The sequence below is a fragment of the Aerococcus suis genome (assembly GCF_900176325.1).
Lineage (GTDB): Bacteria > Bacillota > Bacilli > Lactobacillales > Aerococcaceae > Aerococcus > Aerococcus suis.
Genome location: NZ_FWXK01000002.1, coordinates 65,603 through 89,413 on the forward strand (window position 1 = coordinate 65,603; position 23,811 = coordinate 89,413).

General features: G+C 35.5%; 15 protein-coding genes and 2 tRNA genes. 16 read left to right on the top strand and 1 reads right to left on the bottom strand.

Going from position 1 to position 23,811, the window contains the following annotated elements; translation table 11 throughout:
- The first annotated feature begins 5 nt into the window (after positions 1-5).
- Together dnaG and rpoD are read left to right on the top strand one after the other, a co-directional pair.
- A complete protein-coding gene (gene dnaG / locus B8955_RS02085; protein ID WP_084098057.1) occupies positions 6-1,850 on the top strand; it encodes a DNA primase in 1,845 nt (614 codons plus the stop codon).
- Between the two features lie 14 nt (positions 1,851-1,864).
- Positions 1,865-2,965, top strand: coding sequence for an RNA polymerase sigma factor RpoD (gene rpoD, locus B8955_RS02090; RefSeq protein ID WP_084098059.1), 1,101 nt, complete (start codon positions 1,865-1,867; stop codon positions 2,963-2,965).
- A gap of 549 nt (positions 2,966-3,514) precedes the next feature.
- On the opposite strand, the gene B8955_RS02095 is transcribed toward rpoD, so the two are convergent.
- Positions 3,515-3,587: transfer RNA gene (locus tag B8955_RS02095), tRNA-Thr, on the bottom strand.
- Positions 3,588-3,754: 167 nt separating this feature from the next.
- On the opposite strand from B8955_RS02095, the gene B8955_RS02100 reads away from it, so the two are divergent.
- The 14 genes from B8955_RS02100 (at position 3,755) to B8955_RS02165 (ending at position 23,766) form a co-directional block, all read left to right on the top strand.
- Complete coding sequence (locus B8955_RS02100; protein ID WP_084098061.1) at positions 3,755-4,465, top strand: tRNA (adenine(22)-N(1))-methyltransferase; 711 nt, start codon at positions 3,755-3,757, stop codon at positions 4,463-4,465.
- 2 nt (positions 4,466-4,467) lie between these two features.
- Positions 4,468-5,589 (top strand): Nif3-like dinuclear metal center hexameric protein, encoded by a 1,122-nt coding sequence (locus B8955_RS02105; protein ID WP_159444416.1) that lies wholly within the window; start codon positions 4,468-4,470, stop codon positions 5,587-5,589.
- A 13-nt stretch (positions 5,590-5,602) separates the two neighbouring features.
- Positions 5,603-6,856: a peptidase T gene (gene pepT, locus B8955_RS02110; RefSeq protein WP_084098065.1), complete on the top strand. Its 1,254-nt coding sequence runs from the start codon at positions 5,603-5,605 to the stop codon at positions 6,854-6,856.
- A gap of 48 nt (positions 6,857-6,904) precedes the next feature.
- Positions 6,905-10,483, top strand: a complete 3,579-nt coding sequence (locus tag B8955_RS02115) for a PD-(D/E)XK nuclease family protein (protein WP_084098067.1) — start codon at positions 6,905-6,907, stop codon at positions 10,481-10,483.
- A complete protein-coding gene (gene addA, locus B8955_RS02120; RefSeq protein WP_084098070.1) occupies positions 10,476-14,210 on the top strand; it encodes a helicase-exonuclease AddAB subunit AddA in 3,735 nt (1,244 codons plus the stop codon). Before B8955_RS02115 ends, addA begins: the two co-directional genes overlap by 8 nt.
- Before the next feature lie 67 nt (positions 14,211-14,277).
- Positions 14,278-14,348, top strand: a tRNA-Gly gene (locus B8955_RS02125).
- A 73-nt stretch (positions 14,349-14,421) separates the two neighbouring features.
- A complete protein-coding gene (locus tag B8955_RS02130; protein ID WP_084098072.1) occupies positions 14,422-15,033 on the top strand; it encodes a ribonuclease H1 domain-containing protein in 612 nt (203 codons plus the stop codon).
- A gap of 10 nt (positions 15,034-15,043) precedes the next feature.
- A complete protein-coding gene (gene lspA, locus B8955_RS02135; RefSeq protein ID WP_084098499.1) occupies positions 15,044-15,505 on the top strand; it encodes a signal peptidase II in 462 nt (153 codons plus the stop codon).
- Positions 15,502-16,434 (top strand): RluA family pseudouridine synthase, encoded by a 933-nt coding sequence (locus B8955_RS02140; protein ID WP_084098074.1) that lies wholly within the window; start codon positions 15,502-15,504, stop codon positions 16,432-16,434. Before lspA ends, B8955_RS02140 begins: the two co-directional genes overlap by 4 nt.
- 93 nt (positions 16,435-16,527) lie before the next feature.
- On the top strand, positions 16,528-16,755 hold the full coding sequence (locus B8955_RS02145) for a YneF family protein (RefSeq protein ID WP_084098075.1): 228 nt from the start codon (positions 16,528-16,530) through the stop codon (positions 16,753-16,755).
- Between the two features lie 64 nt (positions 16,756-16,819).
- A complete protein-coding gene (locus tag B8955_RS02150; protein WP_084098077.1) occupies positions 16,820-18,598 on the top strand; it encodes an ABC transporter ATP-binding protein in 1,779 nt (592 codons plus the stop codon).
- Positions 18,579-20,360 carry an ABC transporter ATP-binding protein gene (locus B8955_RS02155; protein WP_084098079.1) on the top strand — a complete coding sequence of 594 codons (1,782 nt, stop codon included), beginning with the start codon at positions 18,579-18,581 and terminating at the stop codon, positions 20,358-20,360. Before B8955_RS02150 ends, B8955_RS02155 begins: the two co-directional genes overlap by 20 nt.
- A 10-nt stretch (positions 20,361-20,370) precedes the next feature.
- The gene (locus B8955_RS02160; RefSeq protein WP_084098081.1) at positions 20,371-21,033 is read left to right on the top strand and encodes a lysophospholipid acyltransferase family protein; all 663 of its coding nucleotides are present in this window, start codon (positions 20,371-20,373) and stop codon (positions 21,031-21,033) included.
- Positions 21,034-23,766, top strand: a complete 2,733-nt coding sequence (locus B8955_RS02165; protein WP_084098083.1) for an ABC transporter ATP-binding protein/permease — start codon at positions 21,034-21,036, stop codon at positions 23,764-23,766.
- The last annotated feature ends 45 nt before the right edge of the window (positions 23,767-23,811 follow it).

Genomic DNA, 23,811 nt, shown 5'->3' on the forward strand with positions numbered 1-23,811 from the left:
TGATAATGGCACAGCGAATTCCTGAAGAAACTGTTGATTATATTAGAGAAGAAACGAATATATTAGATATTGTTTCTCAATATGTCGATTTACAAAAACGAGGGCAAAACTATTTTGGATTTTGTCCTTTTCATGACGAACGGACACCTTCTTTTTCAGTCAGTGAAAATAAGCAAATTTTTCATTGTTTTAGTTGCGGTAGGGGAGGAAATGCTTACCGCTTTCTAATGGATTTAGAGGGCTACTCTTTCCCAGAAGCGGTTAAAAAAGTTGCTGAATTAGGGAATGTATCGACTGATTATGATTGGAATCAATTGAATCAATCCTCAAAACAATCTATGTTTACGGAAAGTCAAGAAAAATCATTAGCCATTCATCAGCAATTAACAGAATATTATCATTATATCCTGACAACTACCAAAGCTGGACAATCTGGAATGGATTATTTAGAGAAACGCGGATTATCACTAGATACTATTCGTACTTATCGCATTGGTGTGGCTCCTAATGATGGTGAAATTACTGCCAATTTTTTAAGAAACCAGGGTTTTACAGATGATGAATTATTTAATTCGGGAGTCTTTAGTGGTGTATCAGAGCGACTACATGATCGTTTTAGAGGACGAATCGTTTTTCCACTATCGAACGAAAGAGGAAACGTCTGCGGCTTTTCAGGTCGTTTATTTACTGATGGAGATGACCAACAACCAAAATATTTAAATAGTCCTGAAACAGATATTTTCCATAAAAGGGAATTTTTATTTAATTTAAATATTGCTAAAGAAGATGTGCGCAAAGCGAAGGAATTCGTTCTATATGAAGGATTTATGGATGTCATTTCTGCGGCTAATATTGGCTTAAAAAATGGTATTGCTTCAATGGGAACGAGTTTAACAGCTGAACAAATTCAAAAGCTGAATCATTACACGAAACAAATAGTCATCGCCTATGATGGCGATCAACCTGGTCAAAAAGCTACAAAACGAGCAATTGAATTGATTCATGAAGAAAAGCCATCATTGAAGCAGATGGTTTTACAATTTCCTAATCAATTGGATCCCGATGAGTTTATTCAACATTATGGTGGCGACCGTTATCGTCAATTTGTATCAGAGCAGCGCGTGTCGATTATTCACTTCTATCGCAATTATTATAAACAACTATATTCTTTAGATGATGATCAGGGGAAAGTTGATTATACAAATAAAATGTTGCAAGTGGTTAATCAACAAGTGAGTCCCCTTGAACAGGCTGTTGCTATTAATGACATTTCTGCTGATACTGGAATCAATGAAGAAGTGCTGAATGAGCAACTTGCTGCGATGCCTGAGAATGGTAGTAATAACAGTGAAATTACCAGTCATTCACCAGTAACCTTTAATCAGACAATAAATCAACCAACTGAAAAAAATTATAGTTTGACGCAAAAAAGTGAATTAGTTTTGTTAAATCGTTTATTTTATCATCAAGAGTTGATTGATGTTTTACCAGAATTAGTGACAAATTTTCATTTTGACACACCGATTATGGAAACCATTTATTTATTATGGCAAGAATATGTTAATGCTAATGAGAATCCCAATCCTGAAGAGTTCTTACAAACTTTAACGGGTCAAGAAGAACAAAGTAAGGTCGTTGAAGCGATGACAATTGACTTACCGAAAGAAGTGAGTGAGAGGGAGATTAGTGATTTAGTGTTTCATATTGTGACAGAATCTGATTTAAATCAACAATTGGCGGCAATAGATAAGCAACTTGCCGTTGCCAAATCTTTGGATGATTTTGCGCAATTAAGTGATTTAAATATGAAAAAAATAGAAATAATGAAACAATTGAAAAATAAAAATTGATAGGAGTCGGTTGCATGAGTAAAGCAAAAGTAGACGGACTAACGTTAAATCAAGCGACAAAGAAATTAATTGCTGAGAAAAAAACTTTAGGACAAATTAACTATAAAGAGCTTAGTGATAAAATTGCTCATAAATACATGTTAGACGATAAACAAATTGATAAGTTAATTTCCGACTTTGAAGATAAAGGTGTCGCTGTTGTTGATGACGATGGTGGACCAACGAAACGGCAATTAAAAAATGAAGACGATAAACCGAAAGATGATACTTTAGTTCCTTCTGATGTAAAAATTAATGATCCCGTTCGGATGTATTTAAAAGAAATTGGTCGAGTGGATTTGTTAAATGCTGATGAAGAGGTTGCTCTAGCGAAAAGAATTGAAGAAGGGGATCCTGTTGCTAAGCAAGAATTAGCCGAAGCCAACTTACGGTTGGTTGTTTCGATTGCCAAACGCTATGTTGGTCGGGGAATGTCTTTCTTAGATCTTATTCAAGAAGGAAATATGGGTCTAATGAAAGCTGTGGAAAAATTTGACTACACTAAAGGATTCAAGTTCTCTACATATGCTACTTGGTGGATTCGTCAAGCGATTACTCGGGCGATTGCCGATCAAGCACGTACGATTCGTATTCCGGTTCACATGGTTGAAACGATTAATAAATTAGTCCGGATTCAACGGCAATTATTACAAGATTTAGGTCGCGAACCAACACCGGAAGAAATTGGTGCTGAAATGGACTTACCAACGGAAAAAGTCCGTAATATTCTAAAAATTGCTCAAGAACCAGTGTCATTAGAAACGCCAATTGGTGAGGAAGACGATTCCCATTTAGGCGACTTCATTGAAGATCAAGAAGCAACTAGTCCTGAAGATCATACCTCTCAAGAGTTATTAAAAGAACAACTAAGTGAGGTACTTGATACCTTAACCGATCGGGAAGAGAATGTTTTACGTTTACGTTTTGGTTTAGAAGACGGACAATCCAAAACGTTAGAACAAGTCGGACAACAATTTGGTGTTACTCGGGAACGGATTCGTCAAATCGAAGCCAAAGCACTACGTAAATTGCGCCATCCATCCCGTTCAAAACAATTAAAAGACTTTTTAGATTAAGAAGAAGAGGTAAGTTTAGCTTACCTCTTTTTCATTACTAACATTCGAAATTATCAAAAGTGGAAACAATCAGGTAAATTAAAAAAGAGATATCCATCGTTCCTACCGCAGATGAACTCTGTTTCAAGGGGAACTAGAATATCTCTCTTTCACAATTATATATAAAGTAAATGTGGGTGAAAACTAATTAGTCATATGTTGGAAATAATTATTATGTCTAGAGAACCATTTAATCAGTTTTGATGGTTAATTAATGCCTTTTTAGGTGTTGGATTATTTGTCTTAATCATTACTGGACGAATCTTTTTATACGCTTTGATTAAGGTAATAAAAAGTATGGGTATAAACTTTGAATGACACTTTTTTCATGATATACTTAAGCCATATTAAGAGGGGAAGTTTAAACTTCCCACTCAATGGTCCACTCAAAGGTTATTACAAGTAATGCGACTTTTATTGTTAGCTTGTGATTAACCTTTGAGTTTTCTTATGTTTTTGCATTAATTTTGCACTGTACTACTCACATCACTACTATATCAACAACAAAAATGCCGGATGCAGGATTTGAACCTGTGACCCCCGCATTACGAATGCGATGCTCTACCAACTGAGCTAATCCGGCATATTAAACAACATAAATTAGTATACGCTTGAATAAGTTAAATGTAAATACTTCTTTATAAAAAACTAATAAAACTGATTCAGACTATTGAAGTTCATGTAATTTCTTTTCGCTAGTGGATATCTGTTTGTTATAATAATCAATAAAACAAATGAGAGAGTGATGAGATGAACGCTAACCAATTATCCAAGCGACTGGCAGCAGCTGCGCGATTTGTTCCTAATGATGCCCGTTTAGCAGATATTGGCTCCGATCATGCCTATCTTCCTGTTTACTTAGTCAAGGAAGGAATTATTGATTATGCCATTGCAGGTGAAGTGGTTGAAGGTCCCTATCAATCTGCGATAACAGAAATTTCTGAGCAGAAACTAACAACTAATATTGAAGCTCGGTTAGGTGATGGGCTTGAAGTGGTTCAACCAGAAGATCAAATTGATGTCGTAACAATTTGTGGAATGGGTGGCAAATTAATTGCTGAAATCTTAGCGAGAGGATTAAATAACCAACATTTTAACCAGTTCCCATTGTTAGTGTTACAACCTAATGTTTGGGAACCAGGTTTAAGAAAGTGGCTACTTAATCATCAGTACGATATCGTAGCAGAGACTGTAGTAGCTGAGCATCATAAATATTATGAGATCATCGTCGCAAAACCAACAGAAACTCCTTCCTCTTGGACGGAAGATGAATTATTATTTGGAAGATTTTCTAAAAGAACAGCACCAGAAGATTTTAAAGAAAAGTGGCAACATGTCTATGAGCAATATGGCCAAATTTTAAGCCATTTTAAGGAAACGAACAATCAAGAATCGCTTACTAAAAAGGCTGAAATGATCAATTATCGAAACAAAATTAAGCAATGTTTGGAGGCAGAATAATTATGACAGAAATAACAGTCGGTGACTTTATTCATCAATTTGAACAGTATGCACCAGTAAAATTTGCAGTACCTGGTGATCCGGTAGGGTTACATTTTGGCTCAAGAAAACAAGTGATTCATCGGATGATGGTTACTTTAGATGTTAGACCAGAAGTGGTTGATGAAGCCATTGAAAAAAATATTGATTTTATATTTGCCCATCATCCACCTATTTTCAAAGCACCTGATAAATTAGATGCCGATGATCAGCAACAAGCGATGTATATTAAACTGATAAAAAATAATATTGCCGTTTATGCTGCGCATACTAATTTGGATGCGGCACCTGGGGGGATGAATGATTGGCTTGCTGATCTCTATCAAATTAACGATATTGAAGTATTGTCTCCACATACTCATGTTAGTTATTACCGAGTTAATGCCTATATTCCAACAGAATCTGTTGCTTCAATCCATCAAGAATTAATCACTGCTGGATATGGCAAGTTTGGCAATTATAGTGGCGTTTACTATGAATTAAATGGGCAAGGCCACTTCACACCAGAATCTGGGGCCAATCCGACTATCGGAGCTGTAAATGTTGATGAAACAGTTGAAGAGACATTATATAGTCTCTTATGTCGAGAAGATGAGTGGCAAGCATGTGTAGACTTAATAACCGAAAAACATCCCTATGAAGAACCCGTAATCGATGTGGTTCAGTTAGCGAATCTCAACCAACCGATTGGAATTGGTCGAATTGGGAATTTAAAAGATCCGATGCCAATTGAAGATTACATTCAACTGATTAAAGACAAAACAGGTGTGAATGGTTTGCGAGCCGTTTTAGCTGATGACAAGCGATTAGTAAAACGAGTTGCGGTATTAGGTGGTGATGGTGGAAAATATTATCCTGAAGCCTTGGCTAAAGGCGCAGATACATTTATTACCGGTGATATTTACTATCATGTGGGGCATGATATGATTGCAGACGGGTTGAATGCGATTGATCCTGGACATCACTTTGAAAGTATTTGTAAATCAAAATTAACCCAATTATTTAGCGACTGGCAAGAAGCCAATGAATGGCAAATGACAATTATGCCAAGTGAATTAAATACTGATCCATTCACATTTTATTAAGGAGGAAAACATTATGTACGACGTTAATACCGATTTATTGTTAGAAAAATTTTTGGCTTATGTAAAAGAAGATACGCAATCAAATCCAGATAATTCTAAAAGCGTTCCGTCTTCAGAAAATCAAGTCGTGTTTTTAAAAAAATTAAAACAATCATTAGAAGAAATGGGCTTATCCAGTATTCAATTTAATCAGGATGATGCTTATGTGACAGCCGTTCTACCAAGTAATGATGAGGATCATAGTTATCCAACGATTGGCTTTTTTGCTCATGTCGATACAGCAGATTTTAATGGCAAAAATGTGAGTCCTCAAATTATTGAAGATTATCCAGGAGGGAACATTTCTCTTGGAAATTCAGGTTACCAATTAACTCCTGAAGAGTTTCCAGCTTTGAATCATTATCAAGGACAAACATTAATCACAACTGATGGAACGACACTATTAGGTGCAGATGATAAAGCTGGTATCGCTGAAATTGTGACTGCTATTACGTATTTAATGGCACATCCAGAAATAAAACATGGCGATATTAAAGTAGCATTTGGTCCCGATGAAGAAATTGGTATCGGCGCTTCACGTTTTAATGTTGAACGTTTTGATGCAGATTTTGCGTATACAATGGACGGAGGTCCACTAGGGGAATTACAATTTGAAACATTTAATGGCGCTCAAGCAAAATTTGTGGTAACAGGTAAAAATGTTCATCCGGGAACGGCAAAAGGAACGATGATTAATGCGTTACAAGTTGCGATTGATTTCCATCAAGCGTTACCGCAATCAGATCGACCTGAGAAAACGAGTGGTCGAGAAGGCTTTTATCATTTACTTGATTTAAATGGTAATGTGGAATCAGCAACGGGAGAATACATTATTCGTGACCATAGTCGTGAAAAATTTGAAGAACGTAAACGCTTATTCCAAACAACGGCTGACCAAATTAATAATGAATTTGGTCGCGAAGTGATTGCGGTTTCAATAACGGATCAATACTATAATATGGGTGATGTGATTAAAAATGATTTCCGTCCGATAACATTAGCTAAACAAGCTTTTGAAAAAATTGGTATTGAACCTGACACAGCAGCTGTTCGCGGAGGAACAGATGGCTCTACCTTAACATTTAATGGCTTACCAACGCCTAATATATTTGCTGGCGGAGAAAATATGCATGGTCGCTTTGAATATGTCAGTTTACAAACGATGGAAAAAGCGGCTCAGGTTATCGTTGGCATCGTTGAAGCGTCACGTGACTATAACACACTATAAGTTATAAACCGGACTTCATAGTGACTTAATCTTAGAAAGGAATATGGGATGAGTTTACAATTTACATTAATTCAGGAGACCAACTCAGGACGTGAGAAAGTCTTTGAAGATATCCTAAAATTTTTAGGCGAATCAACCAAAAATCGGGTATTTTATTTAACGCCTGAACATATGAAGTTTGAAATGGAAATGTTTGTTCTAAACCATATTGAAGAGCTAACATCTCAACAAGATGAAGTTGCTATGATGCGGCTAAACGTCTATAGCTTTAGACGTTTAGCCTGGTTTTTAGCGCAGCAAACGGATTATCAAGAGAGTCGTCATTTATCTGATGTCGGGCAAATGATGGTTATTCAAAAAGTATTGTCATATTTAAAAGACGATTTAACGGTTTATCGTGGAGAAGTTAATCGGATTGGCTTTATGCAAAAATTAAAAGATCTATTTAATGAACTCATAAATGGCAATATTTCGAGTGAAACGTTATCAACAATTACTGACTCAGATGGTGATGACTCATTATTGATAGCTAGCCAGAAAAATAAATTAAGTGAGCTACATCAAATCTATGCTTATTATGAAAATTGGTTAGCAAATCAAAAGATTTCTAAAAGTACAATTTACGATGATTTATTTCAACAAATACAAGGGCTTGATTTGGAACATATTATGGTGGTTGTTGATGGCTTTAAGCGGTTTAATGCCGGAGAAAAACGTGTTTTAGGCGCTTTGTTAACTAAAGTTCCTAAAATGCATCTTATTTTAACCTTAGATCAGCCTTTTATTGATCATGCGCCTCAATGGGACGATGTCTTTATTGCTACCGGCACGATTTACTATGAAATGTATCATTTTGCTAAAGAACAAGGAATTCCAGTAAACCAGGACATCTATGGATCGACCGTTTGTCAATATCATCCAGGAATTAAAAGATTAGATCAATTGATGCAGCACGACAATCTAAGTCAAGGTAAACAAGTGATTGATCAGTCAACTCAAGCGGAGTTAGAAGATGTGGTTCATCTTTTCAAGGCAGAGACCACGTATATTGAAGCTAACGAAGTAGCTAATCGTATTCATCAATTAGTTTCAAAAAATAATTATCGATATCAAGATATTCAAGTATTAATGCGCGATACAGCGTTATATCAAAATAGCTTAATTCCTGCTCTAGAGAGAAATAAGACGCCGTACTTTTTAGATGAGCAAGAAACAATGGATCGCCACCCATTGTATCGGATGTTAACCGCTATTTATAATATTTATCAATATAATTGGCGGTATCAAGATGTTTTCAATTTATTACGTAGTGAACTTTTAGTTCCTAAGCAATGGCAAACATCAGCTGAGCATCCGCTAACAGGAAGAGAATACCGAGAACTTATTGATCGTGTTGAAAATATTGTTTTGAAAAATGGATACGAAGGTAAATTTTGGTGGAATAAACGTCAGTCTTGGCAATTTCGGCGAATTAATGAGGATGGAGAGGTTATTCAAACAGAAGCTGAACAACATCTTGAAATTGAGAGTAATCGGATTCGCCTATTTTTAGCGCAAACATTACAACCTTTATTTGATTCTTGGGATACTGAGTCAGATACATTATCTATTCTGACACAATTTTATCGATTCTTATCTTCCAATCATGTGGCTGAGAGATTAGGCACGTGGCGGGATGACCAATTAGCTGAAGGCGATTTACAAGGCGCCCGTCATCATGAACAAGCATGGCAAACCTTTGTTACTATATTGGATGAATATGTACAACTGTTTGAAAAAGAACCATTTCATCCTTCTCAATTTTTTGACTTATTAACGACTGCATTTCAAGAAGCAAAATTTAGTATTGTCCCACCAACAATGGACAGCGTTACCATTTCAACATTAGATAGACCACGATTGAACCAAAAGAAAGTCACTTTTATAGTTGGTTTGACAAAAGGAGCGTTACCTAAAACCTTTACGGATTCCTCATTAATGACTCAAGAAGATCGTGAATTACTTGAGCCACGTTTAAACTGGAATCAAAAATTATCACCATCCGCTAAAATAAAAAGGAATGATGAAAAATTTTTAGCTTATAAAGGCTTTTTGTCTGCTTCGGAACATCTTTTTTTAAGCTATCCTTTTAATGACGAAAATGATGCGTTAGCCGAAGCTTCTCCATATATTAATTGGTTAGTAACAGAGTGTAACCTTCCAATCAAAAAAGTGACGAGTGATTTATCAACACAAACATTTGGTGGATGGCAATCGCAATTAGATGCTTTCATCCAAGCTAAGCGTCAATCACAGGAAGAACAAGTGATTCTTTCTCCGAAATGGCATCAGTTGCTCAGTCAGATTACAGAGAAAGTATCTAATCGCCAAGGTTTGAATCATTTGTTACATAGTACAGATTATAAAAATAAAGTTGTCAACTTACCTTCAAGTTTAGCAAAAGAATTGTATGGTCAGCATTTAAGATTATCCATTTCTCAACTAGAAATGTACAATCGTGATCCGTTTAGCTTCTTTATGCGTTATGGGTTACGGTTAAATGAAAGAGATATTTTTACCTTATCTCCGTTAGAAACGGGGACGTATTATCACGCGGTCCTTGACTATGTTGTCAAAATGGTTCAAAAGGACCAACTTAATCTAGGGTCATTAACCGAACAAGAATTAAAAAAATACGCTGAAATTGCGTTTAGTGAGTTAAAACAAATTGACATGCATCCCGAATTTACCATTTTAACAAGCTCGCAAATTATGAACCAATTGGGCCAACGAATGGATTTAAAATTATGGCAATTATTAAAACAAATCGAGCAACAACAAAAAGATACCGAGTTTAATACAATTGAAACTGAAAAAGCCTTTGGGTTTGACAGAAGTTACGCTTATCAGTTGTTACTACCTGATGGGGATACAATTGATTTGCGGGGGAAAATTGACCGTATCGACAAAGTGGATTATGAAGGAAAAACATATCTGCAAATTGTTGATTATAAATCGAATCATAATGTTAAAGTTGACTTTAGTAAGATTTATACCGGTCGTCAATTACAATTATATACTTATTTAGCTGTCGCATTGAACTTATATCAAGCGACATTGTCTAAGGATGTATTACCGTTTGGAGCTTTCTATCAAAATATCAATTTAGCCAAACAAACAATAAAAACGCAAAGTGAGTGGGATAAAAAAGTTACAGATTCGGTTCAGAAACGTTATCAATTATCTGGTTATGTGCTAGGGGATATTGACTTATTAAAAGCAGTAGATGAGTCGTTTAATACAAAACGAAAATCTCAAGTTTATCATGCCGAACTAACCCAAAAGGATACGTTTAATAAGAAAAATAGTTATCAATTAAGTGATGAAGAATTTCAGTTAATGTTGGCATTTGTTAAAGAAAGAATTCAACAAACAGCAACGAAGATAAAATCAGGATATATTCAATTGGAACCGTTCAAGGATGATAACTTTACATTATCAAAAACAGCTCCTTATCGTTCGGTCTCATTATTTGATGTCACTGAACCAGAACAACCTTATCGAGAAGAGACTGATTTGAAGAATAAATCAGAATTCTTTAAACAGGTCAAAAAAGACTTACAGGAAGGAGAAGAAGATAATGAGTAACATTCCAAAACGCGATCCGCAATCATTATTTACTGACAATCAGTGGCAGGCTATTCACGAAGATGGACATAATTTACTATTGTCAGCTTCTGCTGGTTCAGGGAAAACGAGTGTTTTAGTCCAACGAATTATTGCTAAGATAAAAAAAGGTGTTAGTATCAAACGGCTGCTAGTCGTTACTTTTACTGAGCGAGCAGCTGGTGAAATGAAAGAACGTCTAGAAAAAGAATTAAGAAACTTAGTCAATCAGACCTCTGATACGGGAAAACAACGATTCTATATTCAACAAATACAATCATTACCAGAAGCTGATATTTCAACTATTGACGCTTTTTGTCGTCAAGTGATTTTACGATTTTATTATCTAATAGACCTTGATCCGGTTTATCGTTTGTTAACGGATAAAACAGAAATTTCATTACAACGGCAAAAGGTATGGCAACAATTAAAAGAAGAATGGCTAGCTGTAGGAGACGAGGATTATCTGATTGTCCATAATAATTTTTCCAATGGGCAGAGCGATAAAGCGGTCGATGATTTAGTATATTCACTATATGACAAAGCTAGGGTTCATGCGAATCCAAAACAATGGTTAGAGGAATTGCTTCACTTATACGATGGCAATGAAACGTTCGGTGACTCACAATTATTTCAAGATTATATCCAGCCGATGGTATTGAGTGAAATTGAGCGACTAAAGAATCGCCTCTTCCAATTAAAACAACAATTACCAACTGCTGAAGCCGACCCATTTAAAAAGTTAAGTGATGATATCGACAGTATAATCGAACGATTCAATCAAATTAAACAGCTATTACAAGTTAGTTATCAACAAGCTTTTGACTTAGCTCATAGCAAACTCCCAATTAAAACGAGCGTCAGCAAAAAAGGGCTAACGGATGAAGAAAAGGATATATACAAAGAATACGCTGATAGATTCAAAGCAATCAAGGATGATTTCAATAAAAAAATAGTTCCCAAATATTTAGCGTTTAATGATGCAACTCAGACGCAATTTCATCATGAAGCATATCAAATCGCCAAAGCAACGATTCAGGTACTGATACGTTTCTTATCTAAGATGGAAGAACAAAAGCGAAAAGATGCTGTTATGGATTTCTCTGATATTGAAGGATATACGTATCAGATTTTAACGTCACCTTCTAAAAATCAAGCGGGTGAGACTGTTAGTGAAGCAAAAATATATTATCAATCGCTCTTTGAAGAAATATTGATTGATGAGTACCAAGACGTGAATGCGTTACAGGAAGCCATTTTAACGACCATTTCACGTGGTAATAATATGTTCATGGTTGGAGATGTTAAACAAAGTATTTATCGTTTTCGTTTCGCTGAGCCTCAATTATTTATTCAAAAATTCGAAGATTATGCTGATGGAGAGAATGGAAATCGCATCATTTTAGCTGAAAATTTCCGTAGTCGGAATAATGTGTTGCAATTTACGAATTACATTTTTCGACAAATAATGGATAAAACAGTCGGTCAAATTACTTATGATGATACCGCTGCTTTAGTCAATGGGTTCAAAGATTTTAAAGGTGAAACCAATCAATTTAATACAGAAGTGTTGATGTATGAATCGACGTCAGAAGATGACGATAATCGCTATTCAGAAAAAGGAGAAAAGGATTCATCTTCAAGTAATTTTACAGGTGATGAAGGGGAAATCACCTTAATGGCGCAAAAGATTAAGCGAATGATTCAACACAAATTTAAAATTTACGATAAAACCCTCAAACAAATGCGTCCGATTACTTATAGGGATATTGTTATTTTAGCAAGTTCAAGAACACGTTATTTGGATATTGAGAAAGTATTTGAAACATATCATATTCCGTTACATTTAGATAAATCCACCAACTATTTTCAACGGATTGAAATGTTGGTTATGTTAAATGTTTTACGTCTCGTTGATAATCCTGATCAAGATATTCCGTTAGCTTCGGTTTTACGATCACCTATTCTTAATTTGAGCGAACCTGAATTAGCTAACATTCGATTAGCTAATCAAAATGGGTCTTATTATCAAGCGTTTCTAGCTTATCTTGAGCAAGCAGATTTAGAAGATAATTTGGCCAAGAAATTAAAACAATTTGATTATTGGCTAGAGAATTGGCGGAATATGGCGAGAGATCATGCCATCTCAGAGTTAATTTGGCAGATTTATTTGGATACTGGATTTTTAACATATGTTAGTGGAATGCCTAATGGGGAACAACGGCAGCGTAATTTACATGGTTTATATCAAAGAGCTGTTAATTTTGAGAATTCAGGATTCAAAGGATTGTTTCAATTTATCCAATTTGTAGAGGCTATTCTCTCTCAAGATAACGATTTAGAAACACCTCAGGTTATTGATGAAGACATGAATAATGTCTCAGTGATGACAGTTCATGCGTCAAAAGGATTGGAATTTCCAGTCGTCTTTTATTTAAATTTCACACAAAAATTTAATACTGAGGATGTTAAACAGCCATATATAGCAAGTGATGCCATTGGACTAGGGGTAGAAATTAATAATCTAAGTAAACAAGTGAGTTACCAGGATCCTTTATTCCAACTAGCTAAAATCGAAGAGAAGCAACAACTCTTAGCCGAAGAGATGCGTAAACTTTACGTTGCCCTAACAAGAGCAGAACAGAAGCTTATTTTAGTTGGTAAAGTAAAAGATTGGGATAAAGCAGTGACTGTTTGGGGTAATATGGTGAGTGAAGACGAGTTGATTCCGTCTACTAATCGCTTAAACGCTCAATCTTTAGCAGATTGGATAATGCCCGCTATTTTAAGGCATAAGAATAGTCAAAATGTGAATCATGTGTTAGATATTCCTATTTTACCGTCCAAAGAACTAACTAATCTTCTTAAAATTGAAGTTGTGAATGAAGAATCATTAAGTAAAAGGCATAACACTAGTACAGTCGAGTCAGAGGTCGATAACGATATTAACCTGCAAATGCTTGATATTGATATCGATAACCTTCCAGATGTGAATTGGAAATATGCATATAGACAAGCGATTAAAACAACTAGTTATCAATCGGTTAGTGAATTAAAACGACTGATGCAAGATCCTGATGAAGAGGAATTGACGCCTTTTCAAATTCAAAAGCAAAATAGTATGCGTTATACGAGTGATACGTTTGAAGGGCCCCAATTTATTCAGAAAGCAATTAAAGTAGCAACACCTCAAGCGATTGGGACAGCTACTCATTTATTAATGCAACGCGTGCCTTTAGACACGATGCCTACGACTGATTCGCTCCGTAATTTATTTACGCAGTTAGCTAAAAAAGGGGTAGTGAATCAAAAATTAGAAACAGCGATTGACTTCGATAACTTGGCCGCTTTTTTTGCCACCGATATGGGACAGCTTTTATTACGCGAACATCACGATTTATATCGTGAAGAAAGTTTTTCTTTGATGTTACCTGCTAATGAAATTTTTGATGAAACAGGGCTAGAAGACCGATTATTAGTTCATGGAACGATCGATGGCTTTATTTTAAAATCAGATCATATTATTTTATATGATTTCAAAACTGACCGCCTTAATTATTTAAATCCTGGTCAGCAAGAAAAAACGTTAAGAGAGCGATATGAAACACAAATTTCATTGTATGCTAAAGCTTTAGAAGCGATTTGGGGGCGACCAGTAACCAAAAAAGTTCTTATTAGCTTAGATACAGTTAAAAATTTTTATATTTAGGGCTTGCATTTTTATAAATACCCGTGCTATAATATATTTTGTCGTTAGGAAATATGTTATAGCACATGCGGGTGTAGTTTAGTGGTAAAACTACAGCCTTCCAAGCTGTTGTCGCGAGTTCGATTCTCGTCACCCGCTTAATATAGAAGAGTGAGACTGATTTGGTCTCACTCTTTTTTGCTGAATAAATGATATGAGAGGTGAATCATTAATGAAGTATTATGCTGTCCGCAAAGGTCGCCAAAAAGGAATTTTTACCTCATGGCCTGAATGTCAAAAGCAAGTGAGTGGTTTTAAAGGCGCGGAATTTAAAAGTTTCAAAACCAAATCAGAAGCACAAACGTATTTAAATCAAACCAATTCCCTTCAAAATCATCAACAACAAACATCTATGACGAAAGAAGATGCCTTAGTCGTATATGTGGATGGTAGTTATGATCAAAGGCTTAAACGTTATGGTTATGGTGGGGTGATTATTTATCAAAATCAGGAAACGACCTTCCAAGGTAGTGGTACGGAAGCTGATTTGATTGTTATGCGTAATGTTGCGGGTGAACTTTTAGGAGCTATGCGTGCTGTGTCAATTGCGGAAAAGATTGAAGCTCCTAGTATTATTATTTACCACGATTATGCCGGAATCGCTAAATGGGCGACTGGCGACTGGCGAGCAAATAAATCTGCCACTCAATATTATCAGCAATTTATGCAAAAACATGCTCAAAACTTGACGATTCATTTTGAAAAGGTAGCAGCACACACGGGTGACTATTATAATGAACAAGCAGATCAATTAGCTAAGGAAGCGGTGCGCAATGCATTATAGGAACAAAAATATGATTATTCAGTATGTGCTTATATTTGGACTTGTTTTATTAGATCAACTTGTTAAATGGTGGACAGTATCTAATTTACCGTTATATACTGATCAATCTATTATTGATAATATCTTATCGCTATTCTATATTCAAAACGATGGCGCAGCTTGGGGAATTTTAAGCGGTCAAATGTGGTTATTTTATATTATAACGGTTGTTGTTATTATTGGATTATTTTATATGCTACATACAGATGGAAAACAACATGTTCTCTTGCGAACTGCTCTAAGTTTCCTAATAGGAGGCGCGATTGGGAATTTTATCGATCGTCTACATTTAAATTATGTGATTGATATGTTTCGATTAAAATTCATTAATTTTCCAATTTTTAATATTGCTGATGTCGCACTTACTATTGGTGTTATATTACTCATTTTCTACGTTTTCTTTGGAAATCATGAATTGGAGGAAAGTGAATGAAATATAAGGTCAGTCTTAATGCTCAAGGTCAGCGTCTGGATCGATTCTTGACAGATGAAACTATTAGTGAAAGTCGAACGACAATCAAAGAGTGGATAAAAAAGGGGTTTGTCACTGTAAATCAACAACAAGAAAAAAGTAGTTATAAAGTGATAGAAGGAGACAAAATTGAAGTTTGTCTTCCAAAAGAGAGTCAGGACACGCCATTATTATCTCCAGAACCTATGGATTTAGATATTGTCTATGAAGATACGGATATTATTGTTGTCAATAAGCCGCAAAATTTAGTCGTACATCCATCACCTAATCATTTGAATCATACTTTAGTGAATGGATTACTCGACCATGTGTTAAAACACCACGAGCAGTTAGCGGATAGCCCGAATGGTGAATATCGCCCCGGAATTGTTCATCGTATTGATAAAGATACTTCAGGACTTTTAGTCGTTGCTAAAACAGAACTTGCTTTAGAGAATTTGACTAATCAAGTGTCTAATCATTCGATGTCGCGAAAATATATGGCGCTAGTTTATGGTGATATAGCAGAGGAATCTGGTCAAATCAACGTGCCTATAAAACGTCATCCTGTTGATCGCTTACGCTATGAAGGGCATCCTGAAGGGCGCCAAGCATTAACTTATTTCAAAGTATTGGAACGCTTTAATCAATTTACGCTACTTGAACTATCGTTAGCAACTGGACGGACTCATCAAATCCGTGTCCATTTACAATTTATCAATCATCCCGTCGCTGATGACCCATTATATTCTAGAGATCATAAGCAGCAGTTTTTTACAACAAATGGTCAGTTATTACATGCGTATCAACTCACTTTAAATCATCCACGTTCTGGTGAATTAATGACTTTTGAAGCTGATTTACCTTACACGTATCAAAGTATATTAGAAAATTTACGTCATGAGATATAAAAAAGTTTTCTCACGTAAATTTAATAATTGCTTTGCAAAACAGGAATGAATTTAGTAGAATGATATGGTGATAGAATAGAGAGGGGATTTTGAATGACTACTGGAGCATGGATTTTTGTTGCAATCATTACATTTATTTTAGGCATGGTTGCGGGATTCTTCATTTCACGTAAATATATGATTAAATATTTTGAAGAAAACCCACCAATTTCAGAAGATATGATACGAGCAATGATGGCACAAATGGGGCAAAAGCCATCAGCTAAACGTGTTCGTCAAATTTCGCAATCAATGCGTAGTGTAGGAAATAAACGTAAATAATAAAATCTTTTAAGCCGAGACCCTGTGTTTCGGCTTTATTTTTCTTCTTGGAGGGGTGAAAACTATGTTTTCAATATTTAAAAAACTGAGTTGGTTTTTCAAACTAAGATGGAAGTCTTATCTCTTTGGTGTAACTGCTCTGATTACTTGCGCCATTTTAACGGCAGCCACACCTAAAATTGTTGGTAATGTGATTGACCAAATGGCTAGCGGACAATTAACAATGTCAACCCTTCTTATGCAAGTTGGGATTATTTTAGTTTTTGGATTAATTATGTATGTTTTACGTTTTGGATGGCGCTCGGCTATCTTTGGAAATTCAACGATTCTAGAGTCTATTATGCGTAATCGCTTATTTCATCATTTTACGCAAATGGATAATACATTTTTCCATAAATATCGTACCGGAGATTTGATGGCTCATGCGACTAACGACTTAGCTGCCTTACGATTTGTTGCAGGTGGTGGGATCTTGACCCTAACAGATTCCATTTCAATCAGTGCCATTACTATTTTCTCGATGCTAGTCCTAATTGATTGGAAATTAACAGTATTAACGATTATTCCTTTCCCATTACTAATTATTAGTTCGCGTTATTTAGGGCAACGAATGAATCGAAGTTATAAAAAATCATTAGAAGCATTTTCACGACTAAATGATCGCGTACAAGAAACTGTCTCTGGAATGAAAGTGGTTAAAGCTTTTGGGGAAGAGAAAGAGTTCAATCAAGATTTTCAGGATGATGTTCAAGGTATCATTCGAGCAAATAAAAAAGTTTATACTCTGGAATCTGGGTATAACCCAATTAATCAAATTATTATTGGTTTAACGTATGTTTTAACTTTATTTGTCGGGACATTCTTTGTCCAATCTGGACGAATTTCAATTGGGGATTTGGTTGCTTACTTTTCTTATTTAGGAAATATGACGTGGCCATTACTGGCTGTAGGTAATTTAGTTAACACTCTAGAACGTGGTAGTGCGAGTTGGGACCGTGTCGCTGCCTTATTAGAAGAAACGTCAGCAGTCGTTGAAAAGGAAGATGCTTTATCAGGTCCCGTATCAGGTGATATTCATTTTGCTATTGAAGATTTTGCTTATCCAGATGGAGATGGCGACGATCATATTCAGAACGTTCACTTTGATTTGCCAGTTGGAGAAACATTAGGAGTTGTCGGTAAAACTGGTAGTGGGAAAACCACGTTGTTTAAATTGATGCTCCGCCAATACGATAATTATCAAGGCCAAATAACTTATGGAGGCGTTGATTTACGAAATTACCAACTGCAAGCTCTGTCACAAGCTTTTGGATATGTTCCACAAGATAATTTCTTATTTTCAACGACTATTCGGGATAATATTCGGTTTTCAAATCCAGAATTGCCACAGTCTGAAGTTGAGAAGTATGCTAAATTGGCAGATATTCATGATGATATTATGTCATTTCCTGAAGGCTATGATACTGAAGTTGGGGAACGAGGCGTTTCTTTATCAGGTGGACAGAAACAACGGATCTCAATTGCTCGCGCTTTAGCGGTGGAGCCAGAGTATCTTATTTTAGATGATGCCTTGTCTGCTGTGGATGCACAAACTGAAGAACGTATTTTAGCTAATTTGAAAACTTATCGAAACGAACAAACCACAATTATTGCGGCTCATCGTTTAAGTTCTGTAATGCATGCTAAAGAAATAATTGTGATGGATAATGGTCAAGTTTCTCAAAGAGGAACTCATAGTCAACTTGTTAATCAGTCAGGTTGGTATCGAGAAACCTATAATAAACAACAGTTACAAGCTAAGTTAGGTGAGGAGGAAATTAGTGATGAAAACAACAACAACTAAAACCTCTTTCTCTTTAAAAGAGCAGTGGCAAATTTTTAAAATGTTGATAGCTTTTACGAAGGGCTATCGAGGACAATTTTTAATGTCTTTTATCGCTATGGCTGGTGTCAGCGGAATTGCAGCTTACTTACCTGTTGTTATTCAACAATATATGGATAATTACTTGCGAATGGGTAATGCGACTTTGATGATTACCATCCGGGTGAGCTTATTTTATTTAGTACTGACCATTTTGAAATCTATTTTTGAATATGTACAAAATTATTTGTTTCAAATGGCTTCGGAACGAACAGTAGGAGATATTAGGGATACATTATTTGATCATGTTATTAAGCTTGGAATGCGTTATTTTGATCAGGTACCCAATGGGACCGTTGTTTCTAGAGTAACCAATGATACTGAAACAATTATTGAATTTTGGAACGTTTTCCTAAATCTTTTTAATGGTTTGTTTAACGTTATCGCTGTGGGTATTGCTATGTTTACTCTTGATTGGGAATTAGCGTTAATGTTTACCGCTTTTCTACCAATTATTTTATTGTTAGTCTATATTTATCAACGCTATAGTACGCGTATTTATAGTCAAATGCGGGAATCCTTAAGTCGATTAAATGCACGACTAAGTGAGTCGATTTCTGGTATAAATATTATTCAAGCATTTGCTCAAGAAAAACGAATGATGGCAGAATTTGATACGGTGAATCAAGAATATGTCGTTGCTAGAAAAGCAATGTTTAAAATGGATGCTCTACTTTTAATGCCAGCAATTAATCTAATTGAGGCTTCAGCACTTGCTTTAGTATTATTTGTTTTAGGTCGTCAGCAAATCATAGATGCTTCTGTTGAAATCGGAGTTATCTATGCGTTTACTTCTTATTCTAAATCATTCTTCCATCCTTTAGGTCAAATGATTGATAGTTTAAGTATTTTCCAAGATGGCATTGTTTCCGGTTCACGAATTAAAGAAGTTTTAAATTACCAAGAAATGGCGCCTACGTCTTTACCTGGAGCAAGTGCTCATATCACTGACGGAGAAATTAGTGTTCGAGATCTATCATTCTCATATGATGGTGAAAAATCTGTATTAAAAAATATTAATTTTGATGTTAAACCCGGTCAAACTCTAGCATTAGTTGGCCAAACTGGATCAGGTAAGTCATCAATTATTAATGTTCTTATGCGGTTTTATGAGTTTTCTCATGGTAAGGTAATGATTGACGGTCATGACATTAAAGAGATTCCAATTGAAGAATTACGTGCTAAAATGGGATTAGTTTTACAAGATAGTTTTATGTTTTATGGAGATATTGCGAATAATATTACACTGCATAAAGATTATAATGATGAATATATTCAAGCAGCTGCTCAGTTCGTAAAAGCTGATGACTTTATTCGTGCGATTGACGGTAATTACCATGCTCGAGTCATTGAAGGTGGAGATGCGTTTTCTACGGGGCAAAATCAATTAATTAGTTTTGCGCGAACGATTATTCGCGAACCTAAAATATTAATCTTAGATGAAGCGACAGCTAATATTGATACCGCTACTGAACAAAAAATTCAATCTGGTTTAGATAATATGCGTCGTGGTCGAACAACGATTATTATTGCTCATCGTCTCTCAACGATTAAAGATGCGGATAAAATTTTAGTTTTACGACATGGTGAAATTATTGAGTCAGGAACTCATGATGAATTGATTGCAGCTGGAGGAACTTATCACGATATGTATCAATTACAAACTTACCAAAAAGATGAATAGAAGGTGACCTATGTTATATAAATTTTTACTTTGGATAATTCGTGGCCTCATTCGCATCGTCAATGGGAAGGGACATTTTGAATATCATGAAGATTATAACCCAGATGCGACATATGTCGTAGTGGCTCCTCATCGCAGTCTGCTGGATCCTATTATTATCGCTAAAGCACTTTATCCTAAGCAAGTCGCTTATATTGGAAAAAAAGAGTTGTTTAGTAATAAATTTATGTCTTGGGTTTTCAATTCAGTAAATGTTATCCCTGTTGATCGTGATAAACCAGGTGTCAGTACAATAAAAAATGCTGTTCGAGTATTAAAAGACGGAGACAAGCATGTGGGAATTTTCCCAACTGGCTCACGATTTTCTGATGAAATTAAACCAGGATCAGGAAAAATTGCCAAAATGGGTAATGTTGACTTATTACCGGTCACTTATCAAGGACCAATTAAAATTTCTGGTCTTTTTAGTCACAAAAAAGCGAATCGGGTGAAATGTCGGGTAGGAAAACCCATTGCTCTTCCTGACGGAAAACGTTTAACAAAAGATGATATGAAAATAGTTAGTCAAGAAATTGCTGAATCATTTGCTGAAAATGATGCGCAATTAGATCCCGAGTATACTTATGATGTTGAAAAAATGCGTGCAGAGTATGAAGCTAGAAAGGCTAAATAAATGTTAGAGTTAAAAAATATTGCGAAATCATATACGACAGGTAATTTTACTCAGAAAGCATTAGATGATGTCTCTCTTTCCTTCCGTCAAAATGAATTTGTTTCTATTTTGGGACCATCAGGATCAGGGAAAACAACATTATTAAATATTATTGGTGGTTTGGATCAATATGATAGTGGGGATTTACTGATTGATGGTCAATCAACAAAAGATTATTCTAATCGTGATTGGGATACCTATCGTAATTACTCCATCGGTTTTGTTTTCCAATCTTATAATTTAATTCCCCATCAATCAGTGCTGAATAATGTTATTTTAGCTCTAAAGCTAGGTGGCTTATCAAAAAGCGAGCAAAAAACTAAAGCAACCAAAGCTTTAGAAGAGGTTGGGTTGGGTGACCATATTCACAAAAAGCCTAATCAGTTGTCGGGAGGACAAATGCAACGGGTTGCAATTGCGAGAGCTCTAGTCAATGATCCTGAAATAATCTTAGCTGATGAACCGACTGGAGCACTTGATTCTAAGACGTCGACAGCAATTATGGATTTATTACAACAGGTGGCTAAAGACCGATTAGTCATTATGGTAACCCATGATCCTGAACTGGCTCATAATTATTCTACTCGGATTGTTCAGCTTCATGATGGGGTCATCACTGCTGACTCAGACCCTTATGAAATCAAGCAGCATTTAGCAGGTAATCCCCCTAAAAAACAGTCAGGAATGTCATTTTTGACGGCTTTAGGATTGAGTTTTAATAATTTATGGGACAAAAAAGCACGAACACTATTAACTGCTTTTGCGGGTTCGATAGGGATTATTGGAATTGCCCTTATTTTAGCGTTAACGAATGGTGTCAGTCAGTATATTACTGATGTTCAAGAAGACACGTTAGCTTCATACCCTTTAACTATTAATTCAGAAGAAATGGATATTTCTTCCTTTGTTAATATGGGGGAATCTTTTTCGAAAGAGTTTGAAGAAGAAGCTAACAAAGGATTTAGTGATGTCCGTATCTCAACGATGGGATTAGAAGCTGAACAACAATTTAATGCAGGGTTGCAGGAGAATGATTTAAAATCATTTAAATCATTTTTAGAGAAGGATAACGGTATCCAAGAAGCTATTGGGAAAAATGGTGTGAATTATACCTATCCATTAAAATTTAAGGCATTTACTGAAGATGAAGATAATCAGTGGATTGATACTGATACGGTCATGGATGATGATAAGCAAAGTAATCAGTTTTCATTTGACTTTACTAACCAGGATGAAAATGGAAAATACTTTAATCAATTAACATCATCAAGTGATGCGGTTATTAGTCCGATGATTAAAGATACCTATGATTTAGTAGATGGTCAATGGCCATCTCAAGCAAATCAAGTGGTGTTAATTTTACTTCCTGATTATTCATTATTACCTGAAGATGCGGTTTCGATTGGTTTAATGACAAAAAGCGAGTATGATGATTTGAACTCGACGATTGATTCAGGAGATGAGGTTAAAGGGCCACGCTATAGTAGTGATGAAGTGATAGGACATAAATATTATCTCTATCCTGAAGCGATGAATTATACGAAACAATCAAATCAAACTTTTGAACGCGAGGACGAGTTACCCAATAAAGATAAAATAAAATCAGATGGTATTGAATTAGAAATCAGTGGGATTATTGCACCTAAAGAAACCGATTCAGCTGGTCCTGTTAGAGGGCCAATTGCTTATACGTCAGATTTAACAGATGAATTTAAGCAAGTGACAAATAATAGTTCCGTTGTTAAGCAACAGTCAGAAAATGTTGACACAAATGTTTTGACTGGATTACCGTTTGAAGCGAAAGATGATAATGAAAAAGCAGAACAAGGGAAGGATTACTTAGAAAACCTTACTGATACTGAAAAAGTTATGGCTTATTTCAAGTATGTAGGTGACAATGAAGAGGCTAATCATACAGCTAATGATTCCGCCAATGCTATGGATTTATCTATGTTACAAGCGGATGATGAGGAAGATGATGTTAAGAATAGTCCACTCATTGGATTATTTGACGAATGGGTGGATAATCAAGCATCTAAAGACGATTTCATCCAAGTTTATCATGATGAATTAGCCGATTATAATTATGAAGACAATATGAAAAACTTTGGTGCTATTCATGATGATCAACCTGAAAGTATAGATATCTATACCGATTCATTTGATCAAAAAGATCAATTATCTGATGCTATTGAGCGGTATAATGATGAAGCGAAAGACGGAAAAGAAATTACCTATACGGATTTTGTCGGTTTATTAACGACTTCCATCGCCTCTATTATTAATGTTATTGCTTATGTTTTAATCGGATTCGTGTCTATTTCATTAATTGTATCAGCGATTATGATTGGCATTATTACTTATATTTCTGTTCAAGAACGAACGAAAGAAATCGGTGTATTACGTGCTTTAGGGGCAAGCAAACGAAATACGACAACAATGTTTGTTGCTGAAAACTTATTAATTGGAATTACTTCTGGAGCTGTCGGTGTGGGAATTTCTTATTTAGTGATTTTTACAGCTAATTATGTGATTCATCATGTCTTTAACCATCCAGAAATATCAGCCTACTTAGGTTGGAAAGCAGTCATTGCTCTTATTGTATTAGCAACCATTATTACAGTCATTGGTGGTCTGTATCCCGCTCGTTCAGCTGCGAAAAAAGATCCGGTAACTGCTTTACGAACCGAATAATCCAATCTTTAAAGAAGATGGTTTTTGCCATCTTCTTTTTTAAAA

What these genes read in the sequence shown, in the direction of transcription:
- B8955_RS02160 (WP_084098081.1), top strand. Translation starts at nt 20,371, where the DNA reads ATGTTATATAAATTTTTACTTTGGATAATTCGTGGCCTCATTCGCATC.
- B8955_RS02155 (WP_084098079.1), top strand. Translation starts at nt 18,579, where the DNA reads ATGAAAACAACAACAACTAAAACCTCTTTCTCTTTAAAAGAGCAGTGG.
- dnaG (WP_084098057.1), top strand. Translation starts at nt 6, where the DNA reads ATGGCACAGCGAATTCCTGAAGAAACTGTTGATTATATTAGAGAAGAA.
- B8955_RS02115 (WP_084098067.1), top strand. Translation starts at nt 6,905, where the DNA reads ATGAGTTTACAATTTACATTAATTCAGGAGACCAACTCAGGACGTGAG.
- B8955_RS02105 (WP_159444416.1), top strand. Translation starts at nt 4,468, where the DNA reads ATGACAGAAATAACAGTCGGTGACTTTATTCATCAATTTGAACAGTAT.
- B8955_RS02150 (WP_084098077.1), top strand. Translation starts at nt 16,820, where the DNA reads ATGTTTTCAATATTTAAAAAACTGAGTTGGTTTTTCAAACTAAGATGG.
- lspA (WP_084098499.1), top strand. Translation starts at nt 15,044, where the DNA reads ATGATTATTCAGTATGTGCTTATATTTGGACTTGTTTTATTAGATCAA.
- rpoD (WP_084098059.1), top strand. Translation starts at nt 1,865, where the DNA reads ATGAGTAAAGCAAAAGTAGACGGACTAACGTTAAATCAAGCGACAAAG.
- B8955_RS02140 (WP_084098074.1), top strand. Translation starts at nt 15,502, where the DNA reads ATGAAATATAAGGTCAGTCTTAATGCTCAAGGTCAGCGTCTGGATCGA.
- pepT (WP_084098065.1), top strand. Translation starts at nt 5,603, where the DNA reads ATGTACGACGTTAATACCGATTTATTGTTAGAAAAATTTTTGGCTTAT.
- B8955_RS02165 (WP_084098083.1), top strand. Translation starts at nt 21,034, where the DNA reads ATGTTAGAGTTAAAAAATATTGCGAAATCATATACGACAGGTAATTTT.
- B8955_RS02145 (WP_084098075.1), top strand. Translation starts at nt 16,528, where the DNA reads ATGACTACTGGAGCATGGATTTTTGTTGCAATCATTACATTTATTTTA.
- B8955_RS02130 (WP_084098072.1), top strand. Translation starts at nt 14,422, where the DNA reads ATGAAGTATTATGCTGTCCGCAAAGGTCGCCAAAAAGGAATTTTTACC.
- B8955_RS02100 (WP_084098061.1), top strand. Translation starts at nt 3,755, where the DNA reads ATGAACGCTAACCAATTATCCAAGCGACTGGCAGCAGCTGCGCGATTT.
- addA (WP_084098070.1), top strand. Translation starts at nt 10,476, where the DNA reads ATGAGTAACATTCCAAAACGCGATCCGCAATCATTATTTACTGACAAT.